The 13,762-nt window shown below is 72.8% G+C and carries 11 protein-coding genes and 3 pseudogenes; 2 read left to right on the top strand and 12 right to left on the bottom strand.

The annotated features are described in order from the left end of the window. Window positions 1-55 precede the first annotated feature (55 nt). The 12 genes and pseudogenes from ACZ6IM_RS35245 to ACZ6IM_RS35190 all read right to left on the bottom strand — a co-directional run. Complete coding sequence (locus ACZ6IM_RS35245; protein ID WP_030183762.1) at window positions 56-469, bottom strand: DUF3151 domain-containing protein; 414 nt, start codon at window positions 467-469, stop codon at window positions 56-58. Window positions 470-860: 391 nt separating this feature from the next. Continuing rightward, window positions 861-2,315, bottom strand: coding sequence for an MFS transporter (locus tag ACZ6IM_RS35240; protein WP_052836495.1), 1,455 nt, complete (start codon window positions 2,313-2,315; stop codon window positions 861-863). A gap of 70 nt (window positions 2,316-2,385) precedes the next feature. After that, window positions 2,386-3,417 carry a class II fructose-bisphosphate aldolase gene (gene fbaA, locus ACZ6IM_RS35235; RefSeq protein ID WP_052836497.1) on the bottom strand — a complete coding sequence of 344 codons (1,032 nt, stop codon included), beginning with the start codon at window positions 3,415-3,417 and terminating at the stop codon, window positions 2,386-2,388. Between the two features lie 145 nt (window positions 3,418-3,562). Beyond that, window positions 3,563-4,111, bottom strand: coding sequence for an orotate phosphoribosyltransferase (pyrE, locus tag ACZ6IM_RS35230; protein ID WP_052836499.1), 549 nt, complete (start codon window positions 4,109-4,111; stop codon window positions 3,563-3,565). A gap of 10 nt (window positions 4,112-4,121) precedes the next feature. Next, window positions 4,122-4,910: an aldose epimerase family protein gene (locus ACZ6IM_RS35225; protein WP_052836501.1), complete on the bottom strand. Its 789-nt coding sequence runs from the start codon at window positions 4,908-4,910 to the stop codon at window positions 4,122-4,124. 69 nt (window positions 4,911-4,979) lie between these two features. Beyond that, window positions 4,980-5,804: an SRPBCC domain-containing protein gene (locus ACZ6IM_RS35220; protein WP_052836503.1), complete on the bottom strand. Its 825-nt coding sequence runs from the start codon at window positions 5,802-5,804 to the stop codon at window positions 4,980-4,982. Window positions 5,805-5,856: 52 nt separating this feature from the next. Then, window positions 5,857-6,594, bottom strand: coding sequence for a response regulator (locus ACZ6IM_RS35215; protein ID WP_052836506.1), 738 nt, complete (start codon window positions 6,592-6,594; stop codon window positions 5,857-5,859). Beyond that, window positions 6,591-7,751 (bottom strand): sensor histidine kinase, encoded by a 1,161-nt coding sequence (locus ACZ6IM_RS35210; protein WP_469562430.1) that lies wholly within the window; start codon window positions 7,749-7,751, stop codon window positions 6,591-6,593. The genes ACZ6IM_RS35215 and ACZ6IM_RS35210 overlap by 4 nt, the downstream gene beginning before the upstream one ends. A gap of 268 nt (window positions 7,752-8,019) precedes the next feature. Beyond that, window positions 8,020-9,672 (bottom strand): polyamine aminopropyltransferase, encoded by a 1,653-nt coding sequence (locus ACZ6IM_RS35205; protein ID WP_469562428.1) that lies wholly within the window; start codon window positions 9,670-9,672, stop codon window positions 8,020-8,022. 120 nt (window positions 9,673-9,792) lie between these two features. Next, on the bottom strand, window positions 9,793-10,329 hold the full coding sequence (locus ACZ6IM_RS35200; RefSeq protein WP_052836512.1) for a DUF2617 family protein: 537 nt from the start codon (window positions 10,327-10,329) through the stop codon (window positions 9,793-9,795). 1,078 nt (window positions 10,330-11,407) lie between these two features. After that, window positions 11,408-11,713, bottom strand: a complete 306-nt coding sequence (locus ACZ6IM_RS35195; protein ID WP_469562424.1) for a hypothetical protein — start codon at window positions 11,711-11,713, stop codon at window positions 11,408-11,410. A 639-nt stretch (window positions 11,714-12,352) separates the two neighbouring features. Next, a pseudogene (locus tag ACZ6IM_RS35190) lies at window positions 12,353-12,547 on the bottom strand (site-specific integrase); the annotation flags it as partial. Window positions 12,548-12,550: 3 nt separating this feature from the next. Here ACZ6IM_RS35190 and ACZ6IM_RS35185 point away from each other — a divergent pair. Then, window positions 12,551-12,709: pseudogene (locus ACZ6IM_RS35185) on the top strand (GntR family transcriptional regulator); the annotation flags it as partial. Next, window positions 12,706-13,226: pseudogene (locus tag ACZ6IM_RS35180) on the top strand (GNAT family N-acetyltransferase). The pseudogenes ACZ6IM_RS35185 and ACZ6IM_RS35180, both read left to right, overlap by 4 nt. Window positions 13,227-13,762: the final 536 nt, after the last annotated feature.

Below are 13,762 nucleotides of genomic sequence, written 5' to 3'. Positions count from 1 at the left end.
AAACCGCAAGGCCCGCCCGCGCACGGCGGACGGGCCCGGACGCGTCGGGGGCAGGTCAGCCCAGCACCTCGGCCGCGCTCGGCGAGGAGTCCTTCAGGAACTGGCTGCAGCGCTCGTACTCCTCCTTCTCGCCGATCGCCTGGGCGGCGCGGGCGAGGGCGTGCAGGGCGCGCAGGAAGCCGCGGTTCGGCTCGTGCTCCCAGGGCACCGGGCCGTGCCCCTTCCAGCCGCTGCGGCGCAGGGCGTCGAGGCCGCGGTGGTAGCCCGTACGGGCGTACGCGTACGACTCCACGACGCTGCCCCGCTCGAACGCCTCGTCGGCCAGCCGGGCCCAGGCGAGCGAGGACGTCGGGTACTTCGCGGCGACGTCGGCGGGGGAGGTGCCGCCCGCCAGCAGTTCGCGCGGGCCGGGGTCGTCGGGGAGGTGGGTCGGGGGCGGTCCCCCGAGGAGGTTCTCGTGAATGGCCATGGGACAAGTCTGCGGCATGCGCGGGGGTCGGCCGGACGGGTGCGACGGGGTGACGGGGGGGCGGTGCGTTGTCGGGTGCGACGGGGTGACGGAGGGCGGTGCGTTGTCGGGTGCGGGTGAGCTGTGGCTGGGCGCGCGGTTCCCCGCGCCCCTTGGAGGCGGGACCGGGACGTCGGCCCCAGAGGGCACCCCGCGTACCCGTTCCGCGCGCGGTTCCCCGCGCCCCTTGAGGGCGGGACCGGGACGTCGGCCCCAGAGGGCACCCCGCATACCCGTTCCGCGCGCGGTTCCCCGCGGCCCTTGAGGGCGGGACCGGGACGTCGGCCCCAGAGGGCACCCCGCATACCCGTTCCGCGCGCGGTTCGCCGCGGCCCTTGGGGAGCGGGGGCGGTCAGGTGGTGTGCTCGCCCTCCAGTGGGGGTGTCAGTACCGAGGCGTGTGTGCGGCACTCGGGCCGGGGGCAGTCCGGGGCCGGGCGGCGCACCGTGGTGAAGGCGATCACGGAGCCCGCGACCAGGACCCCCGCGCAGATGAGCATCGCCGGTCCGAACGCGTCGTCGAACGCCGGTGCCGACCGGTACGCCTCCTCCCCCATGCCGGTGAGCAGGGGCAGCGCGGCGACCGCGACGAGCCCCGCCGCACGGGCCGCCGCGTTGTTGATGCCGCTGGCCAGACCGGCGCGCGCGGTGTCCAGGGCGGCCAGCACGCTCGCCGTCAGCGGCGCGACCAGCGTGACCATGCCGAGGCCGAGCACCAGCAGGGCGGGCAGCACGTCCGCGAGGTACGAGGCGCCGGGACCTACCCGCAGCATCAGCAGCATCCCGGCCGCGCACAGCAGCGGGCCGACGGTGAGCTGGAGCCGCGGGCCGAACCGCTCGGCGAGTTCCCCGGAGCGGGCGGAGAGCAGCAGCATCAGGACGGTGGTCGGCAGCAGGGCCGTACCGGCGGCCAGCGCGGACCAGCCGACGACGACCTGGAGCTGGAGCGCGGCGAGGAAGAAGAAGCCGCCGAAGGCCGCGTACACGCACAGCGTGACCACGTTGACCGCCGTGAACTGGCGGGAGGAGAAGACGTCCAGCGGCATCATCGGATCCTTGCCGCGCCGCTCGACGACGCCGAAGGCCACGGCGGCCACCGCCCCGGCCACCGCGCTGAGCGCCACCGCCCAGGACGCCGTACGGGCCTCGATCAGCGCGTAGGTGAGCAGCGCCAGGGCCGCCGCGCACAGGGCGGCGCCGAGCACGTCGAACCGCGTGTGGGCGCGCTCGTCCGAGGACTCCGGTACGTGCCGCAGCGCGACCGGCGCGCACAGCAGCGCCAGCGGGACGTTGAGCAGGAACACCCAGCGCCAGCCCGCGCCGTCCACCAGCCAGCCCCCGACGAACGGCCCCACCGCCGCGCCGACGCCCCCGAACCCCGACCACAGGCCCACCGCCCGGCCCCGGTCGTCGGCGTGGAAGGAGGCCTGGATCAGGGCGAGGGAGCCCGGGGTGAGCAGCGCCCCGCCGACGCCTTGCAGGGCGCGGGCGGCGATCAGCACGCCGGTGTTCGGCGCGAGGCCGCACAGCAGGGAGGCGGCGGCGAACCACAGCACGCCGAGGACGAAGATCCGGCGGCGGCCGAACCGGTCGCCGAGGGCGCCGCCGAGCAGGATCAGACCGGCCAGCGTGACCATGTAGGCGTTGACGGTCCACTGGAGGGCGGCGAGGTCCGCGCCGAGGTCACGTCCGATGTGCGGCAGCGCGACGTTGACGACGGTCGAGTCGAGCAGGGCCATGCTGGATCCGAGGACGGTGGTGAGCAGGATCCACTTGCCTTGCGGTGAGGCCAGCCGGACGTCGGGCATGCCCCCAGGTATACAGCGAGCCCGGCGCGCGGGGCGCCGGACTCGTGCGTACGGTCGTGTCGACCGGGTGTTACTTGATCTTCTGGCCCGCCGAGCGCAGGTGCCCGCAGGCCTCCACGACGCGCGCGGCCATGCCGGCCTCGGCCAGCTTGCCCCAGGTGCGCGGGTCGTACGTCTTCTTGTTGCCGACCTCGCCGTCGACCTTGAGGACGCCGTCGTAGTTGCGGAACATGTGGTCGACGACGGGACGCGTGAAGGCGTACTGGGTGTCCGTGTCGATGTTCATCTTGACCACGCCGTTCTCCAGGGCGGTCGCGATCTCCTCGGCGGTGGAGCCGGAGCCGCCGTGGAAGACGAAGTTGAACGGCTTGCTGCCGGCCGGCTGGCCGTACTTCGACGCGATGCCCTCGTTCAGCTCCTTGAGCAGCTCGGGGCGGAGCACGACGTTGCCCGGCTTGTAGACGCCGTGCACGTTGCCGAAGGACGCGGCGAGCAGGTAGCGGCCCTTCTCCCCCAGGCCCAGGGCCTCGACGGTGCGGACCGCGTCGTCGACCGTGGTGTAGAGGGAGTCGTTGATCTCGTGCGAGACGCCGTCCTCCTCGCCGCCGGTCGGGGTGATCTCGACCTCGAGGATGATCTTGGCGGCGCGGGCGCGCTCCAGCAGCTCCTGCGCGATGGCGAGGTTGTCGGAGAGGGTCTCGGCCGAACCGTCCCACATGTGCGACTGGAAGAGCGGGTTGCGGCCGGCCTTCACGCGCTCCTCGGAGACCGCCAGCAGCGGGCGGACGTACCCGTCGAGCTTGTCCTTGGGGCAGTGGTCCGTGTGCAGGGCGACGGTGACGTCGTACTTCTCGGCGACGATGTGCGCGAACTCGGCGAGGGCGACGGCGCCGGTCACCATGTCCTTGTTGTGCTGGCCGCCCAGGAACTCGGCGCCGCCGGTGGAGATCTGGACGATGCCGTCGCTCTCCGCCTCCGCGAAACCGCGCAGGGCGGCGTGCAGCGTCTGGGAAGAGGTCACGTTGATGGCGGGGTAGGCGAACTTTCCTGCCTTCGCCCGGTCCAGCATCTCGTTGTAGACCTCGGGAGTTGCGATGGGCATCTGTCCGCTCCTTGTATGTGCGGGTGGGCGTGTCGGTGCTTATGGCCCTGACCTAGGACTGGGGGGCGACGTCATCGTCGGCCCCATCCTTCCAGACGAAACGGGAATGCCCGAGTGGGCCCCGATCCCGTCTCGCCCCCTGGTCTCAGTCCAGATCCAGCTCGTCCTTGTCGTACGCGTACAGGTACGGCACCCCCGCGCCGTCCTGGATCTTCTCGGCGGCGCCGGTCGCCCGGTCCACGATCGTGGCGACGGCCACCACCTCGGCCCCGGCCTCGCGCACGGCCTCGACGGCGGTGAGCGGGGAACCGCCGGTCGTGGAGGTGTCCTCGACGACCAGGACGCGGCGGCCCCTGATCTCCGGGCCCTCGACACGGCGCTGAAGCCCGTGCGCCTTGGCGGCCTTGCGGACGACGAACGCGTCGAGCCTGCGGCCGCGTGCGGCGGCGGCGTGCAGCATGCTCGCGGCGACCGGGTCGGCGCCCATGGTCAGACCGCCCACCGCGTCGAACTCCAGGTCGGCGGTGAGGTCGAGCAGCACCTGCCCGACCAGCGGCGCGGCCTCGCCGTCCAGGGTGATGCGGCGCAGGTCGACGTAGTAGTCGGCCTCCAGGCCCGAGGAGAGGGTCACCTTGCCGTGCACCACGGCCTTGTCCTTGATCTGCTGCAGCAGCTCGCCGCGTACGTCCGTCATGTACGCCAGCTTAAAGGCGGCGCCAGGCCCAGGTCGTCGTGGCCTCCAGCGGCTCCAGGGGCGTGACCAGGCGGGGGAGGGTGTTCAGGCCGTTGGGCGGGCCGGTCTGCGGCTCCACGCAGACGGCGGCCTCCTGCTCGTCGTACACCACGGCCCACTGCTCCGGGCTGGTCACCTTCAGCTCCAGCCGCCCCGGCCAGGTCAGCGTGACGTCGACGCCGTCGGGCATGCCGAAGCAGTCGTCCCAGGGGCCCGGCTTCGGCTCGACGCGGTTGCCGGTGGGCAGGTGGTCGTCGCCGCGCTCCTCCTGCCAGGCGGGGTCGAAGGCGATCTCCACACCGGTGCCGTCGAGGGTCCGGTTGAACCAGGGGTGCCAGCCGATCTGCGCCGGAAAGGACGAGTCGTACGTCTCCACGGACATCGACAGCGTGAGACCGTCCTCGGCCAGCGCGATCACCTGGGTGACGCGTCCGGAGTACGGCCAGGGGTCGGTGAGGTCATAGGTGATGACGGCCTCGTCCGCGGTGACGCGGGCGGTGTGCCAGGCGGCGTCGCGGGCGGTGCCGTGGATGGCGTGCGGCGGGGAGTTGAGGGGCATCTGGTGGACCACGGCGCCGTCGCTGAAGCGGCCGTCGCGGATGCGTCCGCACCAGGGGACCATCGGGAAGCAGCCGTAGCGCTCGCCCTGACGGAGCAGTTCGGTGCCGCCGACGCGGAGTCCGCCGATCCGGCCGCCGTTGCCCGGCAGCACGGTCGCCTCCGCGTCACCCGCGGTCAGCGTGATGGGTTCGTTACTCACGCCACGACCCTACTGGGGCGATCAAGACCGCCCCACCCGGCGGTGGTCCCGCGGCGGGTCCGGGGTGGGTCAGCGGCGTCTGCGCAGCGCGCGGCCCAGCACGATCGCCCCCGCCACGGCCAGCGCCGCGGCGGGGGCGGCCCAGCGCAGGGGGGCGCCGACCGCGCTCGCCTGGGGAGCGGGCACGGGGGCGTACCGGCCGCGCGGCGGGGCGTGGTCCACCTCCTCGGCGCTGCGGCCGATCATCGTGCGGCGCGCGTGCGCGGCCTCGGCGGGGGGTGGGGCGGCCGGCTCGTCGTGCGGGTGCTCGTCCCTGTCTCTCTGCGCGTCCTCGTCCTCGTCCGTGTTCATGAGGGAGGGCGGGGGGATCTCGGTGTCGAAGACGGAGGCGGGGCGGGGCTCGGGCTCCGGACCCGGCGCCGCTTCTGTCTCCGCCTCTGCCTCCGCCTCCGGTTCCGCCGCGGGGGGTGCCTGGGCCGCCGTGCCCAGGTTCTCCGCGAACCGGGTCAGCAGCCGGGTGGCGGCCGACGTCACCGACTCCGGCGGCAGCTCCGTGACCCGCCCGTCGGCGGTGGCCGTTCCGGTGAAGATGAGGGTGGCGCCGCCGTCGGCACCGTCCGCGCGAACGGTCAGCGCGAGGGTGACCGTGCCGGTGCCGCGCGACTCGGTGGCGTCGCCCTCGACGGCGTACGTGCCGTCCTCGCGCGCGGACAGGCGCAGGGAGCCGCGGTAGGTGATGGAGTGACTGCCGATGCGCACCTTCAGCCGGCCCGCGACGGGCTCGGCACCGGCGTCCTGCTGGAGCCCGGGAACCGCCCGGGCGACCCGGACGGGGTCGGCCAGCACGTCCCTGAGCCGCTCGGCCGGAACCGGAACGAACACCTCATGCTCCATGTCAGCGCAGCTTACCCAGCGGGCGCCCGGTGCACCCCCCGTCGGCACGAAGTCACCCGGCGCCCGCGCTCCCCGGCGTCACCAGTCCCGTCTCGTACGCCACGACCACCGCCTGGGCCCTGCTGGTCAAGCCCAGCTTGGTCATGGTGCGGTTGAGGTGGGTCTTCACGGTGGCCTCGCTGATGAACAGCCGGTCGGCGGCCTCGGCGTTGCTCAGACCGCGGGCCACCAGTTCGAGGACCTCGGCCTCGCGGCCGGTCAGCGCCGTCAGCGCGGGTGGCGGAGCGGCGTCCGGCGATTCCCCGCGCCCCGGGACCGCACGCCCCGTGTCCGTCATCCGCGTGAACGCCTCCACCAGGCGCCGGGTGACCGCGGGGGCGAACAGCGCGTCACCGCCGTGCACCGCGCTGACGGCGGCCAGCAGCCGCTCGGGTCCCGCGTCCTTGAGCAGGAAGCCGGCGGCGCCGGCCCGCAGGGCGCCGTACACGTACTCGTCGAGGTCGAAGGTGGTCAGGACGAGGATGCGGGGCGCGGGGTCCACCGCCTCGGCGAGGATCCGCTCGGTGGCCTGGATGCCGGTGAGGCCGGGCATGCGGATGTCCATCAGGACCACGTCCGGCCGGGTCCGCGCGGCCAGGCGCACCGCCTCGGCACCGTCGGCCGCCTCGCCGACGACCTCCATGCCGGGGGCGGCGCGCAGCAGGGTGGCGAGGCCGCTGCGGACGAGGTACTGGTCATCTACGACGAGCAGGCGTATCGGCCCGTCCGTCGGGCTGTCTGCGTCGGTCATTCCCGGATGGTGCCTCCCCGGCGTGCGGCTTGTACCGGCGTCGACAGGGTCAGGCGCACGCCGAAACCCCCCTCGCTGCGCGGGCCGACGGCGATCGTCCCGCCGTAGAGCTTGGCCCTCTCCCGCATCCCGATCAAGCCGTGTCCGCCCCGTTGGGCAGGTGTGTCCGGAACCAGCCCCTCGGCGGGTCCGCCGTCGGTCACCGACACCGTCACCTCGCCCGCGCGGTACGCCAGTTCGACGGTGGCGTCCGCGCCGGGCGCGTGCTTGAGCACGTTGGTGAGGGCCTCCTGCACCACCCGGTAGACGCACAGCTGGACGCCGGGCGGCAGCGGGCGCGGGGTGCCCGTGACCCGCAGCTCCACTCCGACGCCGCCGGCACGCACCCGGGTGACCATCTCGCCGAGCTGGCCGAGGCCGGGAGCGGGGGCGCCGTCCGCGCCCTGCACGCCGTCGGCGCGCAACAGGCCGAGCATGCGGCGCAGTTCGGCCAGGGCCTCGCCGCTGGCGCCCTCGATGGCGTCCAGGGCGTCGCGCGCGGTGCGGGCGTCGGAGTGGAACACGAAGCGGGCCAGTCCGGCCTGGACGTTGATGACGGCGATGTGGTGGGCGACCACGTCGTGCAGTTCGCGGGCGATCCGCACGCGTTCCTCGGCGACCTCGCGCCGGGCCCGGTCGGCCTGTTCGGCCCGGAGCCGGAGCGTCAGCTCGCCGGTCCGGCGGGCCACGTATCCGAACCGCCACAGCACCAGCGGGAAGCCCACGGCCTGCCCCGCCACCGAGGCCATCGACCCGGCGTCGCTGCGCAGCCCCGCGTAGATCCAGACCCCGGCGAGCAGGGCGGCGCAGGCTGCGGCGGTGCGGTCGGGGCGCAGGGAGGCGACGGTGTAGACGGCGAGCATGGGGCCGAAGGAGCCGACGACGGGCCAGTAGCCGAGGGTGACGTAGACCGCCCAGCAGGCGTGGACGGCGAGACAGACGGTGACGGGGGCACGGGTGCGCAGGACGAGGGGGAGGGTCAGGAGGGCGACGAGCGTCCAGGCGAGCGGGTCGAGCGCGGGCCACCCCTGGGCAACGGCCTCGGTGCCGAGCAGGACCGCCACGGTCGTCAGCGCCGCGGCGATCAGGCCGTCGGCCACCAGGGGGTGCAGGCGCATTCCCGCAGCGTAGGTCCGCCCGCCCGGCGTCGGCGTCATCCTTCCGCGGTACCGCGGAAGTCGCAGGAACCGGGCGGCTACCACGCCGGGTTGGCCCCGTTCTCCACCCAGCGCGGGATTCCGGGACCCGCGGCGCGGCCGTAGGTTCTCGGTGCGAGCGATCCGCAGGGGGATGCGGCGGTCCGTCCCGCACCCGGGGGAGGGGCGGTCCGCCGCACGGGGACGTGAGGGATCGCGACAGCGGTCGCGGTCGCGGCACCCTCGGGGATCAGTACCGCGGATGCACCAGCGTCGACGGCGGCAGCCCGGGGACCCGGGTGCGGGCCGCGTCGCGGGCGTCCCGGGCCAGCGATCCGGGTGTGAGGGTGCGCGGGCGGGGTGCCGCCGGGTCCAGGCGCGGTGCGGGGGCGGTGCGCGCGGCCAGGAGGAAGCCCCAGTCCCGGGGGGCGCGGAGGCCGGCGGCCGCGCGGTCGGTGCCGGGTGCGGAGCCGGGGTCGCGGGCGCCGACGCGGTAGGCGACGGCCGGCAGGCCGGCCGCGCGGAGGGTGGCGTCCACCGTCCAGAAGGCCCGGGGGCGCGCGGCGACCGGGCCCGCGTGGACCGCCAGCCGCCCGTCGGGCGCGAGCACCCGCCGCAGCAGGCCGTAGAACTCCTGTGAGTACAGCTTCGTGCTGGCCGTGAGACCCGGGTCGGGCAGGTCCGAGATCACCACGTCGTACGTCGCGGAGGGCGTCGAGCGCAGCCGGTGGAAGGCGTCCCCGGTGACGAGCCGGACGCGCGGGTCGCCGTAGACGTGCTCGTTGAGGGCGGACAGGCCCGGGTCGTGCCGGGCCAGCCGGGCGAGCGCCGGGTCGAGTTCGACGACGTCGACGCGGCGGACGCCCCGGTGGCGCAGCACCTCCCGGGCGGCGAGGCCGTCGCCGCCGCCGAGGATCAGCACCCGCGCGTGCGGGCCGTTCATCGCGGGGTGCACCAGTGCCTCGTGGTAGCGCCGCTCCTCGCCGGCGCGCACCCGCAGCCGCCCGTCGAGGAACAGGTCGAGGGGCCGCCCGTCGGTGTCGCCGGTGAGGACGACCTCCTGCACGTCGGTGTGCACGGCCACCCGGACGTCCTGGCCGTACACGGCGTGCCGGGCGGCGCGTTCGAAGTCGTCGGCGAGGACGGTCGCCGTGCCGAGCAGGGCGAGGACCAGCGCGTTGGCGGTCAGCAGCAGCCAGCGGGCCCGGCGGGACAGGTCGCGCCGGAACAGGCCGAGGACCAGGGCGGCGCCGACGACCGCGTTGACGGTGCCGGTGAGCAGCGCGCCGGTGAGCTGGCCGAGGAAGGGCAGCAGGACGAACGGGAAGGCGAGGCCGCCGACGAGCGCGCCGACGTAGTCCGCGGCGAACAGGTCGGCGACGGCACCGCCCGGGTCCTGTCTGCGCACCCGCTGGATCAGCTCCATGAGCAGCGGCACCTCGGCGCCGATCAGCACGCCGATGGCGAGGGAGAAGGCGACCAGCAGGACACGGGGGCCGTCGGCCCACAGGCCGCCCCAGCCGCCGGTCCAGGCGAAGACGGCGTACAGGAGCATCGCGCTGGAGCCGCCGACGAGGGCGAGGGCGGCCTCCAGCGCGCCGAAGCCCGCCGCCGCGAGGCCGCGCAGCCGTTTGGCGGCGAGCGAGCCGAGGCCCATGGCGAAGACCATGACGGACAGGACGACGGACGCCTGGGTGACCGAGTCGCCGATCAGATACGAGGCGAGCGCGACGAGTTCGAGTTCGTACACGAGCCCGCAGGCCGCGCACACGAAGACGCCCGCCAGCACCAGGAACCGTCCGACGGCGGGCCGTACGGGCAGCCGCGCGGGCGCTTCGGGGCCGCAGGGGCCGCCCCAGGACGGCGGAGAGCCGGGCGGGGCGGGCGCGTGCGGTTCGATCACGGAGTGACGTTACGTCACTCCAGCACTGCGCTTCGTCACCCACACGTGTGAAACTCGGGGCTTGTCCGGCACCACAGGTTTATTCGGACCCCACCCGCTCGCGCCCCGGCCCCCGCCCGCTCACACCGCGGACGGGCTGAGCCCGGCCGTCGGCACCCGCACGCCCACCCGGGTGCGGGTCGCCACCAACTGGCCGTCCTGCGGGTAGGCGTGCCAGGTCCGCCAGTGCACCTGCCCCTCGTGCCGCTGGGCCAGCAGCGCCGTGAAGGCGTGCGGGCTGCCGGGGAAGACGCCGGCCAGGCCGTGCGGGTGGCCGGAGACCAGGGCCAGCAGTTCCTGGGCGCGGCCGGCGAAGGAGCCCGGGGTCAGCACCTCGACGCGGGCGGCGAACTCGTACTCCCAGTCGCCCACCCGCTTGGCGACGCCCAGCGGGAGGGGGGTGCTGCTGCCGGGGATGCACGCCACCGTCTCCGAGCAGCTGCCCCGCTCCTCTTCGAGCAGGACTTGGTGGGAGGCGCCGAGCAGCCTCAATTGCAGTTTCGCGCCCTTCAGTTCGATGTCGAGGCAGGCGAGCGCGGGCAGCGGCTCGCGTCCCAGGGCCCAGGCCAGGTCGGCGGCGCGGGTGTCGGTGTAGGCGGTTTTCAGGGTCGTGAGCATGGATCGGCTCCGCAAGCACACAAGGAAGAGGAAGGTGTGGGGCATGCGCATCCGTGGCACTGCCGGGGATGCGGCCCGCTCAGCCCAGTCGGCCGGTCAGGAGGGGGGTCAACAGGTCGTCCGAGGAGCTGCGTTGATGAGGGAGAGCGAATCATGAACGATGGCGCCGCCACAGCGTTTTTACCCAACTTCGTGGCGTTTCCATCCCTCAGGGGGCTCCACAGCTCAACTGTTCAACCAGGGCGCACACCCCGCCCGTACGGCGTGCGCCGGGGTGTGGGAGCGCCCACCGGGTGTGTGGCCCGGCGGGCGCTCAGGGCGGGGCGTGGGACCCGGTCCCAGGAACGGGCCCCGTGGCGGGGATGCGGTTCCCCCGGGCCGGAGCTCAGCTGCCCCGTGTCAGCTGCCTCCGCCGCATCCGCCGCCCCCTCCCCCGCAGGACGACCCGCCTCCGCAGGACGAGCCGCCACCGCAGGACTGGCCCGAGTGGTGTCCGTCCGAGGACGAACCGCCCCCGTCACCGGCCCACCAGCTGTTGCCGCCGCCGCCGTCGCCCCCGCCGCCGCTCCGGCGCGACCCCCTGCCGCCCCTCGTCCGGACGGGGCCCGAGCCGCGTCGGCCCATCACGAAACCCCTGATCAGCAAAGCTGCGACCACGAACAGGATGATGCCTGTGAGCATGGCTCCACCGTCCTTCCGTCCCGGGCCCGAGCCCGGAGACTCCCCCGAAGCAATCCCCCGTCGGACGCCTCGCCGCGTATCGGTTGCCTGTGGATCACGCCGTGAAGCTCTCCGGCGTGAACGGGAGATGCCCCTCGCCGCCACACCCCAAAGCAGAGTTGAGGAAGTTCAGAGGCTTCTCACGGGGCAACGGCCCCTGATCTGCACAGAAGGACGCATCAGGGGCAGTTCGGATGTCGTTGGGCCGTCTGTGGGCCGTGGTCTTCCCTTGAAAGACGCTGAAGCACCCAGTCGATGGGACAGCGCCCAAAGCGCTCGGGCTGACGGACGGCGCGCGAGCGCAGCGAACCCGGTGACGCGCGACCGTAGGCCATTTATTACCCGTGGCTGAGGGTCATCAGTACCCTTTGTCCGCCAGCGGTTTGCCGTCCCTGGCGAAGACCCACACCTTGCCGTCGATCGACTTGTAGCACGTCGTGAATGCAGACGCGACCCGCAGACCTTCACTGCCCTCATCGCTGCCGTAGTCGGTGTAGACGTTCGCGACATCGGCAAGACGGCGCGGCCCGATCGCTCCCTCGACTTTGGTGACGTGCTCAACCGACGCCTTTTCGCTGACCGTGCCGAACTGACCGATGCAGTCCCGGAAGCGTTCAGCCTCCGTGGCCTTCGTTCTCGGCAGTACACCCAGATCGGTCATCATCTTGCGGGCTTCCTCCTCTACGAGGGCACCGAATTGCTCCCCCGGCAAGATCCGCAGGAGCCCGAGACCGAGTCGTAGTCCATGCCGGCGGACGTGTCCGCCAACTCCGCCCGCACCCAACTGAGGCATCACGCTGGCACCTCCGCCTTCGTAGCTTCTGGGCTACTGGTGGTCGGCGCGGCCTCAGCCTTGCCTGCGCTACTGCTGTCTTGAGTGAGAAGCAGCGCGACTCCGCCAGCCGCAACCGCAGTCGCGACGACGAGCCACGTCAGAAGGGCCTTCACTCTTCGCGGCGGAGCCGACATCGAGCTGGGGCCGTGCTGGGGCTGGCAGTTGGGCGGCTGACTCACGGAGGCTCCAGGTCGTCTGGGATGACTGGCGCATGTTCCACTGACACGGAGGCGGAGTGAAGGCAGTGTCACCAACCCGTGACCTGGACCCGAGCGAACCGCGGCCGCTCCCACGTCGCGCCCGGCACTGCCGGGAAGAGTCCGGGCGGACAGCCAGGACGAGCGCGTCGGGCGAGTTGACCTCTGAGGGCAGCGTTGACGGCCTCTGAGCTGCACAGAAAGGCAGTTCACGGGCCGTCGGTGCCTCACCGGGTCGTCTGCGGGCCGTGATCCTCATGGAGACGCGCTGAAACACCGCGTCGATGGCGCGGCGGGCACGCTGGCGGCTGTCGGGCATCAGGTGGGCGTACACCCGAAGTGTCAGCGCCGGGTCGGCATTCCCCGTGTACTCGCTGACCGCCTTGACGTTCTCGCCCGCGTCCAACAGGGCGGAGGCGTAGAAGTGCCGGAGGGCGTGCATGCCGTGTTCGCGCGCCGAGTCGTACCGGAGATCGGCCCCGGCGTTCCGGTCATGCTCTGGACCCGCACCGGGTACACGGCCGAGCGCCCAGTGCGCTGCACCGTCACGACGTTCCGAGGCGACCTGAACCGCATGAACTACGAGGTCGGCGATCTCTCCACCCGGACCGAGAACGAAGCCCAGTGAAGATCACGACCGCCACCCCGGCCGACCTCCAACGGTTGCTCGACTTCCGGAAGGAAGCGGCGTCCTGGATCAGCGCACTCGGCAGCTGCCAGTGGAGTCGCCCGTAACCGGCCAAGGGACGGGGACCAGACCGCCGCCACGATCACACTCACCCCCGGAGGCCGAAGAGGGGTTGTGGTCGGACGAGGAGCTGTCCGAACCGACGATGTTCGTCAACAAGCAGACAGTGTCCCGGGATTTACGCCGGACAGAACCTCGGAGGCGCCCTCCTGGACTGGGCGGAGACCGGGCCTACCGTGCAGCGGCCAAGTGGCTGCGCCTCGACGCCTGGACCTCCAACGCCCGGTTGCAGCGCTACTACCTCGATCAGGGCTTCCAGCATGTAAGGACCGTCCTCGAAGGAAACGCCGTCGACGGAGGGCCACGCCTCTCAGGTTGGCTTGCCCAGCGTCCTACCCGGCCAGCAGAGCCGACCTTCACCGACGAGACGCCGAGCCCGGAACCGCTTCGCGCCTGAGCTGTTACAAGTTTCTCTACCTCGTTTTCAAGCCCCGGCTGCGCTCCGCTCCGCCGGGCGCGCTTTCCGACTCCGCTCCGGGCGCCGCTCCTGCCTTCGGCCCGCTCCGCCCGCGCTGCGCCGACGCGCGCCCACATGTCGATAGGGCCGGTAGCCATGAGTCGATCACCGCGTAGAACGGGGCGCGGTCACAAGACGATGCCTCCGGCGGGGGATCGGCCGGCACCGGGATGGAGAGGGGCGCCGTCGCCGACCGCGGGCACGTTGGGGTGAGTGGTGGGTAAAGGAGGGAGGCCTGCAGGCCAGACTTGGGCCGTGACAATCAACGATGGCAGCGGGGCAATCGATCCCTGGGCACTCCTCCTGGAGACGGACTGGAGCAGCGTCGACCACTGTTGCCCTAATACAGCCCCGGCGACCCCCGTCATTCTGGCAGGGCTACTAGTCTTCTGAGTCAGGAATTCTGTTCAGTTGTGTAGGGTTGCCTGGTGGCGCGTACTGGGCGGCCGAAGGCCGAGTTGATCCTGTCGGATGCG

The sequence above is a fragment of the Streptomyces sp. NPDC042336 genome, assembly GCF_055581985.1.
This window is presented reverse-complemented; position numbering and strand designations above follow the sequence as displayed.

Bases quoted from the DNA above. Each gene is read 5' to 3' on its own strand.
- ACZ6IM_RS35245 (WP_030183762.1), bottom strand. From the start codon at position 469: ATGGCCATTCACGAGAACCTCCTCGGGGGACCGCCCCCGACCCACCTC.
- ACZ6IM_RS35240 (WP_052836495.1), bottom strand. From the start codon at position 2,315: ATGCCCGACGTCCGGCTGGCCTCACCGCAAGGCAAGTGGATCCTGCTC.
- fbaA (WP_052836497.1), bottom strand. From the start codon at position 3,417: ATGCCCATCGCAACTCCCGAGGTCTACAACGAGATGCTGGACCGGGCG.
- pyrE (WP_052836499.1), bottom strand. From the start codon at position 4,111: ATGACGGACGTACGCGGCGAGCTGCTGCAGCAGATCAAGGACAAGGCC.
- ACZ6IM_RS35220 (WP_052836503.1), bottom strand. From the start codon at position 5,804: ATGGAGCATGAGGTGTTCGTTCCGGTTCCGGCCGAGCGGCTCAGGGAC.
- ACZ6IM_RS35215 (WP_052836506.1), bottom strand. From the start codon at position 6,594: ATGACCGACGCAGACAGCCCGACGGACGGGCCGATACGCCTGCTCGTC.
- ACZ6IM_RS35210 (WP_469562430.1), bottom strand. From the start codon at position 7,751: ATGCGCCTGCACCCCCTGGTGGCCGACGGCCTGATCGCCGCGGCGCTG.
- ACZ6IM_RS35200 (WP_052836512.1), bottom strand. From the start codon at position 10,329: ATGCTCACGACCCTGAAAACCGCCTACACCGACACCCGCGCCGCCGAC.
- ACZ6IM_RS35195 (WP_469562424.1), bottom strand. From the start codon at position 11,713: ATGATGACCGATCTGGGTGTACTGCCGAGAACGAAGGCCACGGAGGCT.